The sequence below is a fragment of the Streptomyces sp. JNUCC 64 genome (assembly GCF_054484115.1).
Genome location: NZ_CM137015.1, coordinates 4731826 through 4750750, shown reverse-complemented (window position 1 = coordinate 4750750; position 18925 = coordinate 4731826). Strand labels below are relative to the sequence as shown.

16 protein-coding genes and 2 pseudogenes are annotated in these 18925 nt (G+C 74.5%); 8 read left to right on the top strand and 10 right to left on the bottom strand.

Features of this window, described 5'->3' with window-relative positions; all coding sequences use genetic code 11:
* Positions 1-27: 27 nt before the first annotated feature.
* Positions 28-771, bottom strand: coding sequence for a DedA family protein (locus ACVWNX_RS19705; protein WP_454408662.1), 744 nt, complete (start codon positions 769-771; stop codon positions 28-30).
* 225 nt (positions 772-996) lie between these two features.
* On the opposite strand from ACVWNX_RS19705, the gene ACVWNX_RS19700 reads away from it, so the two are divergent.
* The gene (locus tag ACVWNX_RS19700) at positions 997-1362 is read left to right on the top strand and encodes a YbjQ family protein (protein ID WP_454408660.1); all 366 of its coding nucleotides are present in this window, start codon (positions 997-999) and stop codon (positions 1360-1362) included.
* 141 nt (positions 1363-1503) lie between these two features.
* Here the strand turns inward: ACVWNX_RS19700 and ACVWNX_RS19695 are convergent, their stop codons facing one another.
* The gene (locus tag ACVWNX_RS19695) at positions 1504-2262 is read right to left on the bottom strand and encodes a MerR family transcriptional regulator (RefSeq protein WP_454408658.1); all 759 of its coding nucleotides are present in this window, start codon (positions 2260-2262) and stop codon (positions 1504-1506) included.
* Positions 2263-2428: 166 nt separating this feature from the next.
* On the opposite strand from ACVWNX_RS19695, the gene ACVWNX_RS19690 reads away from it, so the two are divergent.
* The gene (locus ACVWNX_RS19690) at positions 2429-3841 is read left to right on the top strand and encodes a glutamate decarboxylase (RefSeq protein ID WP_454408656.1); all 1413 of its coding nucleotides are present in this window, start codon (positions 2429-2431) and stop codon (positions 3839-3841) included.
* 65 nt (positions 3842-3906) lie between these two features.
* On the opposite strand, the gene ACVWNX_RS19685 is transcribed toward ACVWNX_RS19690, so the two are convergent.
* The 5 genes from ACVWNX_RS19685 to ACVWNX_RS19665 form a co-directional block, all read right to left on the bottom strand.
* Positions 3907-4779, bottom strand: coding sequence for an ABC transporter permease (locus ACVWNX_RS19685; protein ID WP_454414847.1), 873 nt, complete (start codon positions 4777-4779; stop codon positions 3907-3909).
* Positions 4780-4841: 62 nt separating this feature from the next.
* Positions 4842-5771 (bottom strand): ATP-binding cassette domain-containing protein, encoded by a 930-nt coding sequence (locus ACVWNX_RS19680; RefSeq protein ID WP_454408655.1) that lies wholly within the window; start codon positions 5769-5771, stop codon positions 4842-4844.
* A gap of 256 nt (positions 5772-6027) precedes the next feature.
* Entirely contained in the window at positions 6028-6669 is a 642-nt protein-coding gene (locus tag ACVWNX_RS19675; RefSeq protein ID WP_454408653.1) for a PadR family transcriptional regulator, read from the bottom strand.
* A 218-nt stretch (positions 6670-6887) separates the two neighbouring features.
* Positions 6888-8354: an aldehyde dehydrogenase family protein gene (locus ACVWNX_RS19670; RefSeq protein WP_454408651.1), complete on the bottom strand. Its 1467-nt coding sequence runs from the start codon at positions 8352-8354 to the stop codon at positions 6888-6890.
* Between the two features lie 66 nt (positions 8355-8420).
* The gene (locus tag ACVWNX_RS19665) at positions 8421-9308 is read right to left on the bottom strand and encodes a helix-turn-helix domain-containing protein (RefSeq protein ID WP_454408649.1); all 888 of its coding nucleotides are present in this window, start codon (positions 9306-9308) and stop codon (positions 8421-8423) included.
* A 284-nt stretch (positions 9309-9592) separates the two neighbouring features.
* On the opposite strand from ACVWNX_RS19665, the pseudogene ACVWNX_RS19660 reads away from it, so the two are divergent.
* Positions 9593-9931: pseudogene (locus ACVWNX_RS19660) on the top strand (ATP-binding protein); the annotation flags it as partial.
* 243 nt (positions 9932-10174) lie between these two features.
* Positions 10175-10294: pseudogene (locus ACVWNX_RS19655) on the top strand (ATP-binding protein); the annotation flags it as partial.
* 338 nt (positions 10295-10632) lie between these two features.
* Here ACVWNX_RS19655 and ACVWNX_RS19650 read toward each other — a convergent pair.
* On the bottom strand, positions 10633-10854 hold the full coding sequence (locus tag ACVWNX_RS19650) for a DUF397 domain-containing protein (protein ID WP_454414846.1): 222 nt from the start codon (positions 10852-10854) through the stop codon (positions 10633-10635).
* A 347-nt stretch (positions 10855-11201) separates the two neighbouring features.
* Between ACVWNX_RS19650 and ACVWNX_RS19645 the strand changes: the two genes are divergently transcribed.
* Entirely contained in the window at positions 11202-13895 is a 2694-nt protein-coding gene (locus ACVWNX_RS19645) for an FUSC family protein (RefSeq protein WP_454408647.1), read from the top strand.
* Positions 13896-14091: 196 nt separating this feature from the next.
* Here ACVWNX_RS19645 and ACVWNX_RS19640 read toward each other — a convergent pair whose 3' ends face one another.
* Positions 14092-14352 carry a bL28 family ribosomal protein gene (locus ACVWNX_RS19640; protein ID WP_454408645.1) on the bottom strand — a complete coding sequence of 87 codons (261 nt, stop codon included), beginning with the start codon at positions 14350-14352 and terminating at the stop codon, positions 14092-14094.
* 93 nt (positions 14353-14445) lie between these two features.
* Here ACVWNX_RS19640 and rpmG point away from each other — a divergent pair, with 93 nt between their 5' ends.
* Positions 14446-14610 (top strand): 50S ribosomal protein L33, encoded by a 165-nt coding sequence (rpmG, locus tag ACVWNX_RS19635; RefSeq protein ID WP_454408643.1) that lies wholly within the window; start codon positions 14446-14448, stop codon positions 14608-14610.
* A gap of 128 nt (positions 14611-14738) precedes the next feature.
* A complete protein-coding gene (locus ACVWNX_RS19630; protein ID WP_454408642.1) occupies positions 14739-14993 on the top strand; it encodes a type B 50S ribosomal protein L31 in 255 nt (84 codons plus the stop codon).
* Positions 14994-15129: 136 nt separating this feature from the next.
* On the opposite strand, the gene ACVWNX_RS19625 is transcribed toward ACVWNX_RS19630, so the two are convergent.
* Positions 15130-16545, bottom strand: a complete 1416-nt coding sequence (locus tag ACVWNX_RS19625) for a DUF2786 domain-containing protein (protein ID WP_454414845.1) — start codon at positions 16543-16545, stop codon at positions 15130-15132.
* A 570-nt stretch (positions 16546-17115) separates the two neighbouring features.
* Between ACVWNX_RS19625 and ACVWNX_RS19620 the strand changes: the two genes are divergently transcribed.
* A complete protein-coding gene (locus ACVWNX_RS19620; protein ID WP_454408640.1) occupies positions 17116-18828 on the top strand; it encodes a bifunctional 3'-5' exonuclease/DNA polymerase in 1713 nt (570 codons plus the stop codon).
* Positions 18829-18925: the final 97 nt, after the last annotated feature.

The window sequence follows — 18925 nt, the reverse complement described above, 5'->3', positions numbered from 1 at the left end:
GGGTCCGGGAGGGCGCCGGGCCGGGGGTCAGCGGTTGGCGTGACGGCCCTGAGGGGTGGGGTCCTCCGGGTGATCGGGGCGGCCGGGGCCGTCGGGGTGCTCCAGGGGCGCCGTCGGCGTCGCCGTCGTGGTCCCGGCCGCCGCGTTCCGGCGGGAGCGGGACCGGGCGCGCAGGAACTCGACCGCGATCGGGACGACCGACAGCAGCACGATCCCGATCAGCATGGCCTCGATGTTGTCCCGGACCAGCTGGTGCCGTCCCAGCCAGGCGCCCAGCAGGGTGACCCCGGCGCCCCACAGGACGCCGCCGAGGACGTTGAAGGTGATGAACGAGCGGTACCGCATCCCGCTGACGCCCGCGACGATCGGCGTGAACGTCCGCACGATGGGCACGAACCGGGCCAGGACCAGCGACTTGGGGCCGTGCTTCTCGAAGAACTCGTGCGCCTTGAGGACGTTCTCCTGTTTGAAGAAGCGGGAGTCCGGCCGGTTGAAGAGCGCGGGGCCCACCTTCTTGCCGAACAGGTAGCCCACCTGGTCGCCCACGATCGCCGCGACGCAGATCAGGAGGCAGACCAGCCACAGGTCCATGGTGAGCGCCCCGGTGGTGACCAGGAGGCCCGTGGTGAACAGCAGGGAGTCCCCCGGCAGGAAGAAGCCGAAGAAGAGGCCCGACTCGGCGAAGACGATGATCAGCAGCCCGTAGACGCCGAACTCGTTGAGCAGGAAGTCCGGGTCCAGCCAGCTGGGTCCGAGAGCGAGCGTCGTCACGGTCTCGTGCTCCTGAGGGTGAGGGAGGGGGGCGGACGGGCGCGGTGCGGACCTCCGGTGCCGGTCCCACCGCGGTGCGCCCGGGTTGTCAACGCGGGACGGGCCCCTGACGTTTCGCGGCTCGCCGAAGTCCCCTGGGGGAGTCTGACGACACCCCCTAGGATGCGCCCCGCGCCCGCCGGGGCAAAGCTGTGCGTAGGGATCAGGACAGAGGAGGAGCGCGGGATGGGCATCGAGGAGTACGGGGGCGGGCTGGACGCCGGATCGGACGTCCTGGTCGTCACGACGAACGACGTGCCGGGCTACCGGGTGGACCGGGTGATCGGGGAGGTCTTCGGCCTCACCGTGCGCTCGCGGCACCTGGGCAGCCAGATCGGCGCCGGGCTGAAGTCGATGATCGGCGGCGAGCTGAAGGGGCTCACCAAGACCCTGGTGGAGACCCGCAACCAGGCGATGGAGCGACTGGTCGAACAGGCCCGCGTCCGGGGTGCCAACGCGGTCCTGATGTTCCGCTTCGACGTGACGGAGGCCGCCGACGTCGGCACCGAGGTGTGCGCGTACGGCACGGCCTGTGTGATCTCCCCGTTGTGACGCGACGGGCCGCCCCAGGCGGCCCGTTCCGGTGCGCGACCGGATGGCGTCGCGGGCAGCGGTGCTGGTCAGGAGGGGTGGGTAAGGGGCGTCGCCCCTGGGCGGACGCCCCTTACCCACCCGGCCGTCCGGCGGGACGGCTCACAGGTGCCGGGTCGCGTTGGCCAGCATCGCGTCCCGCATGTAGGGGGCGAGGCCCGGTTCGATCGCCTCGTAGGTGGCGGTGAACCGCTCGTCGGCCACGTACATCTCGCCGAGCGCCGCGTGCATCTCGTAGCCGCAGGCGTAGGAGTTGTCGGAGATGAACCGGCGGTGCTCCTCGGCCACCTCTATGGCCTCCCCGGAGTCGGCCGCCACCCCCCGGACGAGCAGATCGCCCATCCGGCGGTGGATCGCGTCGAAGCCCCGGGCGACCCGGGTCCAATCCTCCTTGGTCCAGGCGCCGGTGCGGCGCCTGGACTCGCGGTAGGCGTCGGTGCCGCCCCAGCGCTCCTCGGCCTCCGCCTCGTGCGCCCCGGGGTCGAAGTCCCCGAAGACCTCGAACTTCTCCTCCGGCGTCAGGTCGATGCCCATGCTGCGTGCCTCCATGGCGGTCTCGACCGCGGCGGCCATCCGCCGCAGTCGCTCGATGCGGACGGTGAGCAGGCCGTGCTGACGCCGCAGGTGCTCGCGCGGGTCCGCGTCCGGGTCGTCCAGCAGTACGGCGATCTCGTCCAGCGGGAAGCCCAGCTCCCGGTAGAAGAGGATCTGCTGGAGCCGGTCGAGGTCCGCCTCCGTGTAGCGGCGGTGGCCCGCCGGGCTGCGTTCACCCGGTGGGAGCAGCCCGATCTCGTCGTAGTGGTGCAGGGTGCGCACGGTGACGCCGGTGAACCCGGCGACCCGGCCCACGGAGTGGCCCATGGCTCACGCCCTCCTTCCGTCCCGGGGTGCTCCGGTACGTCCTCCACGGTGCCTCCTCACGTCGCGTGAGGCGCAAGCCGGTCCTACGGTGGTCGGTGGGCCCCTCGGCGCGGCCCCCGTGGGAGGTCCCGTGGCCCACGGCCCCCCACCGCCGCCGGAGGCCGCCGTGTCCCTGCACCGAGGTGCCGACCAGTCCGCCGGGCGCTCCCTGGCGGTGAACCCGTTCTACGGCGCGGCGGACCCGGTGGGCGGGATGGTCGAGGAGCCGCCCGCGCACCGGCTGCCGGACGGTCCGATGCCGCCGATGACCGCGTACCAGCTGGTCCACGACGAGCTGATGCTCGACGGCAACGCGCGGCTGAACCTCGCCACGTTCGTCACCACCTGGATGGAGCCCCAGGCCGGGGTGCTGCTGGGCGAGTGCCGCGACAAGAACATGATCGACAAGGACGAGTACCCGCGCACCGCCGAACTGGAGCGGCGGTGCGTGGCGATGCTGGCCGATCTGTGGCACGCGCCCGACCCGGGCGCCGCCGTCGGCTGCTCGACCACCGGGTCCAGCGAGGCGTGCATGCTCGCCGGGATGGCGCTGAAGCGCCGCTGGGCGCTGCGCAACGCCGACCGCTACCCGTCCCGCGAGGCCCGTCCCAATCTGGTGATGGGCGTCAACGTGCAGGTGTGCTGGGAGAAGTTCTGCGCGTTCTGGGAGGTCGAGGCGCGGCAGGTGCCCATGGAGGGCGAGCGCTTCCACCTCGACCCGGAGGCCGCCGCCGCGCTCTGCGACGAGAACACCATCGGCGTGGTGACCGTCCTCGGCTCCACCTTCGACGGTTCCTACGAGCCGGTGGCCGGGGTGTGCGAGGCCCTGGACGCCCTCCAGGAGCGCACCGGGCTCGACGTCCCGGTGCACGTGGACGGCGCCTCCGGGGCGATGGTCGCGCCCTTCCTCGACCCGGACCTGGTCTGGGACTTCCGGCTGCCCCGGGTCTCCTCGGTCAACACCTCGGGGCACAAGTACGGGCTGGTGTACCCGGGGGTGGGCTGGGCGCTGTGGCGGTCGGCCGCCGAGCTGCCGGAGGAGCTGGTGTTCCGGGTGAACTACCTGGGCGGTGACATGCCGACGTTCGCCCTGAACTTCTCCCGTCCGGGCGCGCAGGTCGTGGCGCAGTACTACACCTTCCTGCGGCTGGGCCGGGAGGGCTACCGCGCGGTGCAGCAGTCGACCCGGAACGTGGCCCGGGGGCTCGCCGAACGGATCGACGCGCTGGGCGACTTCCGGTTGCTGACCCGGGGCGACGAGCTGCCGGTGTTCGCGTTCACCACGGCGGACGACGTCACCGCGTTCGACGTGTTCGACGTGTCGCGACGGCTGCGGGAGGGGGGCTGGCTGGTGCCCGCGTACACCTTCCCGGCCCATCGGGAGGACCTGGCGGTGCTGCGGGTGGTGTGCCGCAACGGTTTCTCGGCCGATCTGGCGGCCCTGTTCGCAGCGGACCTGGAACGGCTGCTGCCGGAGCTGCGGCGGCAGAGCGGCCCGGCGGTGACGGACCGGGCGGCGGCCACCGGGTTCCACCACTGAGGCAGCCGGCCGGGCCGCCGGGTGACCCGGTGGCCGCCCGGCGTCGCGACCGCCGCCCGCCACGGCTACCGGCCGAGCGCCCCGAACCGCCGTACCGCCAGCGGGAAGAACACCGCGAGCAGCGCCAGCGGCCAGAGCACCGCGAGCGCCCCGGCGTGGTGGGCGGCCCAGGAGGGGTCGGCCGCCCCACCGGCCGTGGCGGGCCCGCCGAACAGCTCCCGCACCGCGGTCGCCGTGGCCGAGAGCGGGTTCCACTCCACGGCGGCGCCCAGCCACGACGGCATCGACCCGGGCGTCGCGAACGCGTTGGACAGGAAGCCGAGCGGCCAGACGAGGATCTGCACGGCCTGCACCAGCTCCGGCCGCCCGGCGACCAGCGCCAGGTGGATGCCCGCCCACAGCATCGCGAACCGGAGCAGGAGCAGCAGTCCGAGGGCGGCCAGGAACTGCCCGGCCGTGCCCTGGGGCCGCCAGCCCACGGCGAGGCCGACCAGGAGCATCACCGCGAGCGCGGCCGCCGACTGGAGCATGTCCGCCGCCGAACGCCCCACCAGGACCGCCGCGTCGGCCATCGGCAGCGAGCGGAAGCGGTCGACCACCCCCTTCTCCAGGTCCCGGGTGACCGCGACCATGGTCGACTCCAGGCCGAACGCCATGGCGAGGACCAGCATCCCGGGCACCAGATAGGTCATGTAGTCGCCGGTCACCGCGCGTCCGCCGCCCACCAGGTAGCCGAACATCAGCAGCAGCATCACCGGGAAGACCAGCCCCACGACCACCTGCACCGGCCGCCGCGCCCAATGCGCCAGCTCCCGCCGGGTCATCGTCCAGCAGTCGGCCAGCACCGGCCCGATCCGGCCACCGCCCGTCGTCTTCGTCTTCGCCGTTGCCGCTGCCACTGCCACTGCCGTTGCCCCTGTGGTTCCCGTGGTCACCATCGCCGCCTCCGTCGTCGCCGTCGTGGCCTTCGTCGTCTCCGTCTCCGTCTCCGTCCGGGTGGTCATGCCGCCCCCTCCGTCAGCCGCAGGAACACCTCGTCGAGGGTGGGCCTGCGGATCGCCATGTCCTCCGCCCGGACGCCGGCCTCCTCCAGCGCGCGCACCGCGCCGGTCAGCGCGGCCATCCGGTCCTCGACCGGCACGCTCACCAGCCGCCGGTCCGGATCGGTGGACCCTCCGCCGGGCAGCAGCCGCGCCGCCGTCTCCAACTGGTCCGGGTCCCGTACGACGACGTCCAGCCGGTCGCCGCCCACGCGCGCCTTCAACTCGTCGACGGTGCCGTCGGCGATCACCCGGCCGCCGTCCACCACCGAGACCCGGTCCGCCAGCTGGTCGGCCTCCTCCAGGTACTGGGTGGTGAGCAGGACGGTGGTCCCGTCGCCGACCAGGGCGCGCACCGACGCCCACACCTCGGCCCGCCCCCGGGGGTCGAGGCCGGTGGTCGGCTCGTCCAGGAAGAGGATCCCCGGGTCGGTGATCAGGCTGGCGGCGAGGTCGAGACGGCGTCGCATCCCGCCGCTGTACCGCGTGACGGGCACCCGGCCGGTGTCCGCGAGCCCGAACCGCTCCAGCAGTCCGGTGGCGCGGGCCTTCGCGCCCCGGGCCCCGAGGCGGTGCAGCCGTCCGAACATCTCCAGGTTCTGCCGTCCGCTCAGTTCCTCGTCGAGGGCGGCGTACTGGCCGAGGAGGCCGATCTCCCGGCGGACGGCGTCCCGGGCGGTGCGCACGTCGTGTCCGGCCACCGTGACGTCGCCCTCGTCGTGCCGCAGCAGGGTGGCGAGGACGCGCACCAGGGTGGTCTTCCCCGCGCCGTTCGGGCCTAGGACCGCGTGGACGGTGCCCCGGGCGACGGTCAGGTCGACGCCGTCCAGCGCCCGCTTCGCACCGAACCGCTTCCGCGCCCCCCGCACCACGATCGCGCTTCCGCTCATGGAACCCCCTTCGCTAGTCAAGCTTGACCACTGGGACGGGGAAGGTACTTCCCGGAGGGAGGTCTAGTCAAACTTGATTACCGACTCCCTCTTTACTGGAGGCCGGGACAGAGGGAACCAGGGGCGAGAGGCGCGGGGACCGGACCGGGCCGGGCCGGGCGCCCGGGAGCGACCGGGACGGCGCTGCCGGGCGCCCGGGAGCGACCGGGACGGCGCTGCCGGGCGCCCGGGAGCCACCGGGGCGGCGCGGCCGACGTCAGCGGCGGTCCCCGGGGTGGACCTCGCCCGTGGCGTACGGGTTGACGTCGCCCTCGCCCAGGACGCCCACGTACGGTTCGCCCTCGCCCGCGAAGACGTAGGCCCCGCCTTCGAGGCGTTCGATGAGCCCCCGGGTCCACTCCGCCCCGGCGTCCGCCGAGTGGAGCCAGAAGTTCATGATCTCCCCGATGTGCTGGAACTGGCCGGGGCCCTTCTCGGGCTCGTAGTACTCCAGGACGGAGGACCGCCACCGTTCGATCGACTCGATCCGCCGCCGGAGCAGGGCCACGGCCTCGTCCCGGGACAGGTCCACGATCAGGCCGAGCGCCGCCGACAGGACGTCCGGCTTCTGGTCGTAGGAGGTGAGGGCGGAGCGCAGCAGGGTGAAGTACTCCTCGTGGCCGCTCGGGGTGACCTCGTACTCGACCCGGGGCGGGCCGCCGACCGTGGAGGGCGCCACCTCGTGGGCGAGCAGCAGTCCCTGCTTCGCCATCTGCTTCAGGGCGTGGTAGATCGAACCGGGCTTGGCGTTGGACCACTCGTGGGCGCCCCAGTACTCCAGGTCGTTGCGGACCTGGTAGCCGTGGGCCCGCCCGTGCTGACGGACCGAACCGAGAACGAGCAGCCGGATCGCTGACATCCCACACCCTCACTGAAGCTCGCCGAACGACTGGTCAACTTTGACCAGAGTAGCCCGCTTCCGCGCGCCCCACCCGGAGACGGCACGGAACCGGCCGCCGGGTTCGACGGGCGCGGTACCGGACGACGGACGGGCGCCGGACGGACGGGAACGGGACGGACAGGTGCCGGACGGACGGGAGCGGAACGGACGGGAGCGAGACGGCCCGGCCGGTCGGGTCAGAACGGGAAGGGCCGTCGTTCGCGCTGGACGGAGATCCACCGCCAGCTGGTGAACGCCTCCACGGCGGCCTCGCCGCCCAGCCGCCCCGGCCCGGAGTGCTTGCGGCCGCCGAAGGGGACCAGCGGATCGTCCTGGACGGTGCTGTCGTTGACGTGGAACATCCCCGTGTCGACCCGGCGGGCGAAGGCCACCCCGCGCTCCGCGTCCGCCGTGTGCACGGCCCCGCCGAGCCCGTAGGGGGTGTCGTTGACCAGCCGGACGGCCTCGTCCTCGCCGTCGAAGGGGACCAGCAGTGCGACCGGGCCGAAGATCTCCTGCCGCAGCAGCGGGGAGTCGGCGGGCAGCCCGGTGAGGACGGTCGGCTCGACCAGGTTGCCCACCGTACGGCCGCGCACCAGCGCGGTGGCGCCCTCGGCGAGCGCCTGGTCCACCAGGTTGGTGAGCGCCTCGGCCTGGAAGTCGTTGATCACCGGGCCGATGTGGGTGTCCGGATCGCGCGGGTCGCCGGTGCGCAGCGCCCGCACCCGGGCGGTGAACAGCCGGGTGAACTCCTCCTCCAGCCGTCGGTCGACGAGGATCCGGTTGGCCGCCATGCAGACCTGGCCCTGGTACACGTACCGGCTGAACACCGCCGCGTCCACCGCGTGCGCCAGGCCCGCCTCGTCCAGGTCGTCCAGCACCACCAGGGCGCTGTTGCCGCTGAGTTCGAGGACGCTTCTCTTGAGGTGGCCCGCGGTGACGGCGGCGACGTGACGGCCCACCCGGTCGGACCCGGCGAACGACACCACCTGGGGCACCGGGTGCTCCAGGAGCGCGTCGCCGATCTCCGCGATGTCGGTGACCAGGACGTTCAGCAGTCCGGCGGGGAGCCCCGCCGCCTCGAAGATCCGGGCGACCAGCGTGCCGCCGACGATCGGGGCGTTCTGGTTCGGCTTGACCACCACCGCGTTGCCCAGGGCGAGCGCCGGGGCGACGGACTTCAGGGTGATCAGGAAGGGGAAGTTGAACGGGCTGATGACGGCGACCACGCCCACGGGGACGCGGTAGACGCGGTTCTCCCGGCCCTGGTCCGTGGACGGAGCGATGTGCCCCTCGGGTCTCATCGTCAGGTGTATCGCCTCGCGGAGGAACTCCTTGGCCAGGGAGACCTCGTGGAGCGCCTTGGGGCGGGTGCCGCCGAGCTCGTCGATGACGGCCTCGACGATCTCCCCCTCCAGCTCCTCGGTGATCCGCAGCGCGCGTTCCAGCACGGCGCGACGCGCGTAGGGACCGGCCTCGGCCCATGCGGGCTGCGCCCGCTCGGCGGCCCGGTACGCGGCGTCCACCTCGGCGCGGGTGGCGACCGTGAGGGCGGCCAGCTTCTCGCCGTTGTAGGGGTTGAAGTCGATGATGTCCCAGGATCCGCTGCCGGTCCGCCACTCACCGTCGATGTACTGGTGGGCCAGGTCAGTGAAGAAGGACATGTGATCCCCAACCGCAGAGGCGAGCGCAGGCAGCGATGCCTGAGGTGTCGTCATCGTACTTGTGTCTTACGACAATTGGAGCAGACCACGGAGAAGATCGCGGGTGTCCGACGGGTCCGGGCTGTCCGCCCTGAGCTGTTCCATCACCTTCGCGTACTGCACGACCTCGTCGGGCTTGTCCACGTAGAGGGCACTGGTGAGCTGTTCCAGGTAGACGACGTCCGAGAGGTCCGACTCGGGGAAGCTCAGCATGGTGAAGCTGCCGCTCTCGCCCGCGTGCCCGCCGAAGCCGAACGGCATCACCTGGAGGGTGACGTTGGGCCGCTCCGAGACGTCGATCAGGTGCTGGAGCTGTCCGCGCATCACCTGCCGGTCGCCGTAGGGCCTGCGCAGCGCCGCCTCGTCCAGCACCACGTGGAAGCGCGGCGCCCGCTCGGAGACCAGGATCTTCTGCCGCTCCAGCCGCAGCGCGACCCGGCGGTCCACGTCGGCCCGGCTGGCGCCGCCGCGCTCCACCACCGCGTGCGCGTACGCCTCGGTCTGGAGCAGTCCGTGCACGAACTGCACCTCGTAGACGCGGATCAGCGAGGCCGCGCCCTCCAGCCCCACGTAGGTCTGGAACCAACCGGGCAGTACGTCCGAGTAACTGTGCCACCAACCGGCGACGTTGGCCTCCCTGGCGAGGGCGAGCAGCGGACCGCGCTCCGCGTCGTCGGTCACTCCGTACAGGGTCAGCAGATCCTCGACATCCCGAGCCTTGAAGCTCACCCGTCCCAACTCCATGCGGCTGATCTTCGATTCGGAGGCACGGATCGCGTACCCGGCGCGCTCCCGGGTGACCCCGCGCGACTCCCGCAGCCGTCTCAGCTGAGACCCCAGCAGGATGCGCCGCACCACCGAGCCTCCCCCGGCTGGCCCGCCCCGAGGAGTCCCCCACGACTCGTCTGCGGTCACTTCGCTCAGCCTCCCCAACGTCTTTCCAGGGGGCGAAGTCTGCCACTAAAACCTTCCACCCCGTACTCATTCGGTTACAGAAAGCAGAAAGAGGGCGACGGGGGCGAGAAACGCAAGACAAGAAGTCCCGGGAAGAAATCATCGTCAAGACACATGGTCCCGCGCACAACGGGCGCGTGCACGTGCATCTGCCCTTGCATCTGCTGAACGCATTCGGAACCATGGTCGAGCACCACCCTGAACCGGAGTACCGCTACGGCCGCGAATCCACGGGAGTGCCTCGCATGGGGACGAACGGATCGACCATGCTGGAGCCGTTAAGGCAGGGGCTTCCCCCCATCGACCCGACGGCGGTCTCCAGTGCCGCGTCTTGTGCCCTGTCCGCCCACTACGAGGCGGTCGGCGAGGCGCGGCGGTTCACCCGGAGCACCCTGGTCGAGTGGCGGGCCGACCACCGCTTCGACGACGTCTGCCTGGTCGTCTCGGAACTCGTCACCAACGCCCTGCGCCACGCGCTGCCGAGGGACGTCCGGCCCGGCGACGACCCCTTGGTACGGCTGCACCTGATGCGCTGGTCCCAGCGACTGGTGTGCGCCGTCCGCGACCCCAGTGAGGAGTCGCCCGCGCCCGGTCGCTCGGGCGCGGGCGGCCAGGGGGGCGCACCGGGGGCCACGGGGCGGGCGCGGACGCCGGGGCCCGGGGACGTTCCGGGACTCGGCGACGTTCCGGGACTCGGGGACCTTCCGGAGTTCGGGGGCGTACCCGGCCTCACAGACGTGCCAGGGCTGGCCGACGTCACCGGGCTCGGGGACGTCTCCGGGCTGGGCGGCGTGCCGGGACTCGGGGACGGGGAGCGGCCGGAGGAGTCCACCGCCGAGTCGGGGCGCGGGCTGTTCCTGGTGGACGCGTTCAGCGACGGCTGGGGGTGGCACCCGCTGTCCGGGGCTCCCGGCGGCAAGGTCGTCTGGGCGCTGTTCCGGCTCTGACGCGGGTCGCGACCCCGTCTCCGGCCGTCCGCGTCCGGGGGCTCAGACCCGTCCGCGCCCGGGCCGCCGGACGCGGCCCCGGCACCGGCCCGGGGAGCCCGGGCACCGCCCGAGATCCTGCCCGCCCGCGTGCACGTGCACGCGGGATATGTCTCTGCGTGGTGGACGACCGATGCGCCGGGGCCACGGCCCCGCATCCGTCCGGGTTCGCCCCGTACGGACCGGACGGTTCGGTTTCCGTCCGCATACAGTCGGAAACGGTCCCGTACGGGCGTTCCGAGCCCCTCAGGTCCACCCCGTCCGGACGGTCCGCGCGAGCGTCCGCCGGGTGCCGGAGGTCAGGAACCCGCTACCAGGTGGTCGAACTCGCCGTCCTTGACGCCGAGCAGCATCGCCTCGATCTCCGCGCGGGTGTAGACCAGCGCGGGCCCTTCGGGGAAACGGGAGTTGCGCATGGCGACCTCCCCGTCCGGCAGCCGGGCGAACTCCACGCACGAGCCCTGTGAGTTGCTGTGCCGGCTCTTCTGCCAGACCACCCCTCGAAGCTGTGTGGCGGCCATGCCGTTGTACACGTCATGCACAGGTCGCTCCCGGTGACACAGAGGCTGATGTGGCGTTTGCTGCAACGGTCAACTGCCCCGGATCATAGCCTTGTTTCACATGCACGTGCGCGGGCGTCTGCACGTGCATGTGAGCTGAGGGCGGGAGGTCGGCCGGGCCGTCCGGAAACCGTCGGGAACCGGCCACGGCCCCGTCGGCCCCCCGGCGGGAACCCCCGACCGGCGGGCGCGCACGGCACCGGCCCGCCGGTCCGGACCGTCCGCGCGGCCACCCACCCGGGGGTGGGACGCGCCCCACGCCGTCGACGTTGCCCGGCGGGCGGCGTCCGGCTCCCTATCCTGGCGCCGTGAGCTGGCTCCGGGCACTTCGGGTGTCCGTCCGATCGGGGCTGACCGTCGAGCGGAAACGGCTGGAACCGCTCCTCGCCCTCCGCGCCGCCACCGGCCTCGCCCTGGTCATCGCCCTCGGGCTGTGGACCCTGGGGCCGGTCGCCGCGGTCAGTTCCGCGTTCGGCGCGTTCCAGGCGGCCATCGCCACCTATCAGCGGAGCTGGCGACCGCGGCCGGAACTCGCCGTCGTCTCCGGGGTGAGCCTCGCGGTCTCCAGCTTCCTCGGCTACCTCGCCCGCCCCCAGCTCGGCCTGTTCGTGGCGCTGTTGGCCGTGTGGACCTTCCTCGCCGGGCTGACCTGGGCGATCGGCCCCACGATCGGGCTGCTGGCGTCCACCAACGTGGCGATCGTGCTGATCACCGTCACCCTGCCGACCTCGGTCGCCCAGGCCGCCGCGCACGCCGCGATGATGGCCCTCGGGGGTCTGGTCCAAGCCACTCTGGTGGTGCTCTTCCCCGTCCGCCGGTGGGGCGACCGGCGGGACGCCCTCGCGGACGCGCTGGCCGCCGAGGCCGACTACGCCCGGCGGCTGCGGCACGATCCGGTGGCGCCCTTCGACCCGCGCCCCCTGATGGAGGCCCGCGACGCCGCCGCGGTGACCCCCCGTCAGGCCCGCCGCCGCCCCGCCGAGCTGCATGGCCCCCGGCCGCTCGCCGAACGCGTCCGGCCGGTCCTCGCCGCCCTCGCGGACCCCTCGCTCGGGGTGGGCACCGAGGGTCCGCAGCGGGACCGGGTGCGCGAACTCCTCGCCGCGGCGGGCGCCGTCCTGGACGCCACCGCGCACGCCGTCCGGACCGCCGAGCCGGTGCGGGCGCCCGCCTGGGCGGTGGCCGTCTTCCGCTCCCCCGACACCGGGACGGTCCTGTCCGGCGCGGCCCGCCGGGCGGCGCTGCGGCTCGGCACGCTGCTGGACGAGATGGCGGCCCTCGCGGAGACCGCCGGGACGGGGGGTGCGGGGAGTCCGGGGGGTTCGGAGGCTGTGGGGGGTGCGGGAGGCGTGAAGGGTTCGGAGGGTGACCGGGGGGCTGGAGGTGCCCGGGAGGTCGCCGGAGGCGGGGGGAGCGGCGCCGGGTTCTTCCGCCGCCGGCGGGCGTCCGGGGTGGGCGGAGAGTCCTGGGCGTCCAGGGTCGGCAGGGCGGACAGGGCGGGCGGGGCATCCGGGACGGACAGCGCGGGCAAGGCGGGCGGGGCGGGCGAGGCATCCGGGACGGACAGGGCGAGTGGGAGGTCCGCGACGAGCGGGACGGGCGGGGCGTCCAGGGCGGGTGGGGCGGGCGACGGGCTGGTGCGGCCCTCGTTGGCGGCGCTCGTCCCGGTGGCCGTCACCGCCGTCCGCCGGGAACTGCGGCGGCGCTCGCCCGTGCTGCGGCACGCGGTGCGGGTCACCGTCGTCGTCTGCGCCGGATACCTGGCCGGGGCGCACCTCCCCCTGGGACACGGCTACTGGGCGCCGCTGACCTCGGTGATGGTGATGCGTCCGGACTTCTCGGAGACGTACGCGCGGGCCGTCGGCCGGTTCGGGGGCACCCTGCTGGGCGTCGCCCTGGCCACCGCGCTGGTGCGGTCCGCCCGGCCGGGCGACCTCGTCCTCGGGGCGCTCGCCGTGGTGTGCGCCGGGCTGATGTACCTGCTGCTGCGGACCGGGCAGTTCGCCGCCCAGACCTGTCTCGCCGCGTACGTCGTCCTGCTGCTCGGCATGGGCGGCGAGCGGTGGACCCAGACGGTTCCGGAACGCGTCGTCCTGACCCTGGTCGGGGGGCTCCTCGCGATGCTGTCGTACGCGGTCTACCCGGCCTGGGAGACGCCCCGGCTGCGGTACCGCCTCGCCGACTGGCTGACGGCGGTGGGACGGTACGCGGCGGCGGTCCTGGACCGGTACGCGGCGGTCCCGGACGAGCCCGGACGGCACCGTGCGTCCGGGCCGTCCGGACAGCCCGGACGCACGGTGCCGGTGGAGTCCGGGGGGACGGGTGAGGTCGACGGAGCGGACCGGGCGGGTACGCGGGGTGGGGTGGGCGAGCCGGGCGGGACGGGTGGGACGGACGCGTCGGGGGCGCCGGGCCGGGCGGAGGGAGCGGCCGGGGACGGCGGATCGGTGCGCGGGGCGCTGCTCGACGCCCGGACGGCACGGGCCGCGTGGCAGGACTCCGTGGCGCGCGCCGCCGCCGAGCCCGTGCGCCACCGGGGACTGGCGCCCGAGCGCGCGGAGGCGGCCGGGGAGGCGCTCGGCCGGGTGGGACGCGCGGCCATGCTGCTGGAGGCCCACCTCCCGGAACGCGGCCCCGACCCCGTCCCCGGCGCGGCCCGGCTGGCGGAGGCCCTGCGCACCGCGACCGACGGGGCGGCGCGCTCGGTACGGGAACGACGGGTGCCCGACTGGCGTCCGCTGCGGGAGGCCCTCGCGGAGCTGGAGCGGGGAACCCGGACGGAGGCCGGTACGGGAACGGATACGGGGGCGGGGAGCGGGAGGGAGACGGGCACGGGGGCGGGGGCTCCGGAGGACGGGGCGACGGGCGGGCCCGGGGGCGGACCGGAGCACGCCGACGAGGTCGTCCGGCACGGGGCGCGACTGCTGAGGGCGGCGCTGGAGGACTTCTCACGGGCGCTGGACCCGGACGCCGAGCCGTCGGCGGTACGGGAGGACGGGTAGTCCCGTACCGGGCGCGGCGCGCGGACGGCTCGCCCGGCCGTGCGGGGAGGACCCGTCCACCGGTCTCCTGGACGCGGGCGGACAGGCGGGCGGACCGGAAGCCCCTGGGGAGGGAGGCCGGACCCGGAAGCCGCTCCCCGCACGTCTGACGTCCGGTCCCCGGGTCCCCGGACGTCGGGCGTCCGAGGAGCGGACGTCAGTCGCGCACCCCCGGGGGGCGGACACGGGCCCCGGCGGCCTCGACGCCGACGCGGTCGGCCGTGCGGATGCCCTCCGCGCTCAGCCACAACCGCAGCCGCAGCCGCAGCCGCAGCCACACGTACCGGCCCTCGCCGGGCAGCCAGTACCGCTCGCGCCGCACACGGGGATCGAAACGGCGGGACGTGCGGTGGCGCGCGTGCGGGACGCGGCTGCCGAAGCCGGGCTCCGCGCTGGTCGGCGCGCGGTGGGCGGACATGGGTGACTCCTTCCGGGGACGGGCACGCCGCCGGTCGGCAGCGCACGCCGGAGCACACTTGAAAACGGTATTCATTTTCAGTACAGTCGGGGCATGGCTCGCAACGAACTCCGCCCGGTCATCAAGCTCAGGTCGACGGCGGGCACGGGCTACACGTACGTGACCCGCAAGAACCGCCGGAACGACCCCGACCGGCTGACCTTGCGCAAGTACGACCCGGTCGTCGGGCGCCACGTCGAGTTCCGCGAGGAACGCTGACCCCGGCCCTCCCCGCCCCAGGCCCCCGACACCGCCTCCACCCGTCCGCCCGTCCACCCGTCCACCCGTCCACCCACACGCATCCCCTCCACCCCCGTTCCGCTTCGGACCGGAAAGGACACAGCACCATGAAGCCCGGCATCCACCCCCCGTACGGGCCGGTCGTCTTCCGCGACCGGGCGGCGGGCCACGCCTTCCTCACCCGTTCCACCGCGACCAGCGACAAGACGATCGTCTGGGAGGACGGCGTCACCTACCCCGTGGTCGACGTGGAGATCTCCAGCGTCAGCCACCCCTTCTACACCGGCACCGCGCGCGTCCTGGACACCGCGGGGCGCGTGGAGCGCTTCGAGCGCCGGTACGGGCGGCGCGAACAGCGCTGACCACGGCGCGGCCACTCCGAGTACTCGCCCCGGAGCCGACCCTCCCCGGCCCCGGGGCGAGCCGCCCGGTGGCCACGGACCGGCCCCGGCCGCCCGGCCCGTGGACTGATCCGCGACGCCGGGCGCCGGGTCCGCGTCAGTCCCGCCCCGGTCCGACCTCCCGACCCGGCTCGTCCCGTCCGCCCGGTCCACCGCGCCCCCCGAAGGACGCCCGGTCCGCCGCGCGGACGCCCTCGTGCCAGCCCGCCTCGTCGGTGACCCCGCGCAGCCGGGTGCTCTCGGTGCGCGGGAACATCCGGTCCGTCCGGTCCGCCACGGCCACCTCGCGGGCGGCCAGCACCGGCAGCGAGTCGGGGACGGTGGCGGTGACCCGGCGGGCCGTCGCGGTCAGCCGGTCGCCCACCCGATGGGCGTACGCGGCCAGGAACGACTGCCGGAAGGTCTTCGTCCGCTTCCGTCCGGCGGCCCGCTGCCCGCCCTCCGCGCGGGTCATCGCCGCCGTCGCCTGCACCAGCAGCGAGGTGTACAGCAGCTCGACGGCGTCCAGGTCGGAGCCGAAGCCGACCACCGTGGAGAACCCCAGGTCGGCGTTCCAGACGGCACGGCAGTGGTTGGCCGTGGCGACGGTGTCCAGCAGCACCGCCTTGACCGTCTCGTAGGGGGCGTCCACCCCGATCCGCCGGGCGCCGGGCGCCGCCCCCTCGGGAGCGCGGGCCGCCAGCAGGGCCTCGTCCACGCTGTGCCGCGCCATCAGCTCCTGCGCCTTGGCGCTGAGCGCCTCCGCCTCCTCCGGGAACGTCGTGGCCTCCGCCTTGGCCAGCAGCCCCCTGATCCGGGTCAGGGTCTTCGACTCCCCGGCGGTGGGCGGGGGCAGCGCGTCGCCGGGGGCGGGGCCGACCGGTTCCACGGCGGGCAGCCGCAGCAGCAGCCGGTACAGCTCCAGTACGGCGGTGGCCCAGGAGAAGCGGTCCGGGTGGTCGCGGAGGGATCTGACGTCCGCGTCACCGCCCGTGTCCCCGTCACCGCCCGTGCCGCCACCAGCACCCGGGCCGCCTGGGCCGCCCGGGCCACTGCGGCCAGCCCGCCCGTCCGGCCCGGTCGAACCGTCCGATCCGGGCGAGCCGCCCCGTCGTCCACGTCCTCCAGGTCCGCCCCGGCCGCCTTGGCCGCCTTGGCCGTCCTGGCCGTCCTGGCCGTCCTGTCCGCCCCGGCCACCACGTTCGCCGCGCGCGTCCGGGCCGGGCGCCCCGCCCGGGTCGCCCGCGCCGGACGGCCCGTCCGTGGCGCGCAGGGTCGCGAGCTGCGCGTCCCAGCGCGGGGGCAGCCGCTCGTAGCGGGCGGTCTCGCGGACGATCAGCCGGACGGCCAGCCGCACGTGCGGGCCGTCGAGGTCGCGGCGGACCAGCCGGACGACGTCGGCGGGCTGCCAGCCGCGCCGCCACGCGTCCCGCAGGAAGCCCTCGCCCCGGCGGACCAGTTCCCCGTCGGCGTCCGGGGCGGCGGCGAGCAGCGAGGCCCCGGTGTCGAGGCCCGCGTCGCCGTCGGCGTACAGGGCGACGGCGAACGCCCGGTCGACCGGGCCGCCATGCTCTCCCCCGGTTCCGCCGCCCGCCCCGGTTCCACCGTCGGCGGACTTCCCGTCGGCACGCCTCCCGTCGGCACGCCTCCCGTCGGTGGGCTCATCCCCGGCGGGCTCTCCGCTGGAGGGCTTTCCGCTGGAGGGCTTTCCGCTGGCGCCCCTCCCGCCACCGTTGCCGCTTCCGCCGCTTCCGCCCTTTCCGTCCCTGGCACGGCCGCGCCCCGCCGTCACCGGCACGCCCCCGTCGTACGCCGCCCCATCGGTGTCCCTCCTTCCGGTGGTCGCACCCGTTCGCGACCACCCTCCAGGATGGTCGCAGCCTCCGCGCCGCGCCTGGCGCCCGCGCCCGGTCCGGCCGCGACCGCCGTCCGCACGCCCTCCCGGAACCCTCTCCGCGAAATGTTGTCCACACCCTGTGGACAACATTTGGACCCGCCCCCACCAGGGGCTCCGGACACCCCGGCGCCCCGCCACCGCGCCCCGCGCCCACCACGGCCCCGAGGCTCACGGGCGATGTCAGTGGGCGGTGCGAGACTCGATGACGTGATCGAGCGGTGGGCGCTGACGCCGACCGAGGGCGGCGGCGCCGAGCTGGCCCCCCTCGGTGACGACGGGCTGCCCACCGCGTCCCCCGTGCGCGAACCGGACCTGGTGGCCGCCGTCCGGTCCCGGCCGTCGGTGACCCGGTGGATCTGGCGCTCGACCGCCGAGGTCCACCCCCGGCTGCTGGCCGCCGGGGTGCACGTCCCCCGGTGCTACGACGTCGAGACCGCCGAAGGGCTCCTCCTGGCGCACGAGGGCCGCCACGGCGAACCCCGCTCGGCCGCCGCCGCCTGGGCGCGGCTGCACGACCGGCCCGTACCGCCCGACCCCCCGCAGCGGTCGGCGGAGCCCGGTGCCCAGTCCTCGCTGTTCGACCCCCGCCCGGCGCCACTGCCCTTGACGGAACTCCTGGAGGTGTACGCGGCGCAGTGGCGACGGCACGGGGCCACCGCCCGCCCCTACCGGATGCGGCTGCTGACGGCGGCGGAGTCGGCGGGCACCCTGGTCGCCTCGGAGATGAACGCGACGGGGCTGCCCTGGCGCGCGGACGTCCACCGCGAGGTGCTGCGCGAGCTGCTCGGGGAGCGGTACGCGGGCGGGGAGCCGCGACGGCTGGCGGAGCTGGCGGACGAGATCTCGGCGGCGTTCGGACGACGGGTGCGGCCGGACCTCCCGGCGGACGTGGTGAAGGCGTTCGCGGGCGCGGGCGTCAAGGTCCGCTCCACCCGCCGCTGGGAGCTGGAGGGCGTCGACCACCCCGCCGTACGGCCGCTCCTGGAGTACAAGAAGCTCTACCGCGTCTGGGTGGCGCACGGCTGGTCGTGGCTGGCGGACTGGGTGCGCGACGGACGGTTCCGCCCCGAGTACCTGTCCGGCGGGACGGTCACCGGACGCTGGGTCACCAACGGCGGCGGCGCCCTCCAGATCCCCAAGGTCATCCGGCGCGCGGTGGTCGCCGACCCGGGCTGGCGGCTGGTGGTCGCCGACGCCGACCAGATGGAACCCCGGGTGCTGGCCGCGATCTCCCGGGACCCCGGGCTGATGGAGGTCGCGAGCCGCGCCACCGACCTCTACCAGGAGGTGTCCGAACGGGCCTTCTCCGGCGACCGCGAGCAGGCCAAACTCGCCGTGCTGGGCGCGGTGTACGGCCAGACGTCCGGCGACGGCCTGCGCAACCTCGCCGCGCTGCGCCGCCGCTTCCCCCGCGCGGTGGCGTACGTGGACGACGCCGCGCGCGCGGGCGAGGAGGGCCGTCTCGTACGGACCTGGCTGGGGCGCACCTGCCCCCCGGCCGCCGGTTCGGGGGACGCGGACCGCGAGGAGGCGGGCCTCCCCCAGGCCGTGGAAACCCCGGACCCGGCGGACGCCACGGACGCCGCCGACGGCGAGGGCGCGTTCGTCCCCGGCTACGCCTCGACCAACACCCGGGCGCGGGGCCGCTTCACCCGCAACTTCGTGGTCCAGGGCAGCGCGGCGGACTGGACGCTGCTGCTGCTCGCCGCGCTCCGGGCGGCCTGCGTCGACCTCAAGGCCGAACTGGTGTTCTTCCAGCACGACGAGGTCATCGTCCACTGCCCCGCCGAGGAGGTCGACCGGGTCACCGAGGCGATCCGCTCCGCCGCCGCCACCGCCGCCGAGCTGACCTTCGGCCCGACCCCGGTCCGCTTCCCGTTCACCACGGCGGTGGTGGAGTGCTACGCGGACGCCAAGTGACGCCGCCCGGGGCGGAGTCGGGAGCGGGCGGCGCCGGACGCCCCGTCCGGAGGCGCGCCCCGGGACCGGACCCGGAGGCCGCACCGGAAACCACGGC